At 74.8% G+C, this 314-nt stretch carries 1 protein-coding gene; it reads right to left on the bottom strand.

The window, feature by feature from the left end; translation table 11 throughout:
• Window positions 1-314, bottom strand: a 314-nt coding sequence (locus tag PUR56_RS16430; RefSeq protein ID WP_329949480.1) for a beta-ketoacyl synthase N-terminal-like domain-containing protein, incomplete at both ends; no start/stop codon positions are given.

Genomic DNA, 314 nt, shown 5'->3' with positions numbered 1-314 from the left:
GCGGGTCGACCCCGGCCCGTTCGAACGCCTCCCACGACGTCTCCAGCATCAACCGCTGCTGCGGGTCCATCGCCAGCGCCTCGCGCGGCGAGATCCCGAACAGCCCCGCGTCGAACTCACCGGCGGCGGACACGAAGCCGCAGTCCCGGGTGTACGTGGTGCCGGGGTGCTCCGGGTCCGGGTGGTAGAGGGCTTCCAGGTCCCAGCCGCGGTCCGTGGGGAACCCGCCCCTGGCGTCCGTCCCGGAGGCCAGCAGGTCCCAGACGTCCACCGGGGTGTCGGCCCCGCCCGGGAACCGCCAGGCCAACCCCCCG

The sequence above is a fragment of the Streptomyces sp. BE303 genome (assembly GCF_036290945.1).
Classification (GTDB): Bacteria; Actinomycetota; Actinomycetes; order Streptomycetales; family Streptomycetaceae; genus Kitasatospora.
This window is presented reverse-complemented; position numbering and strand designations above follow the sequence as displayed.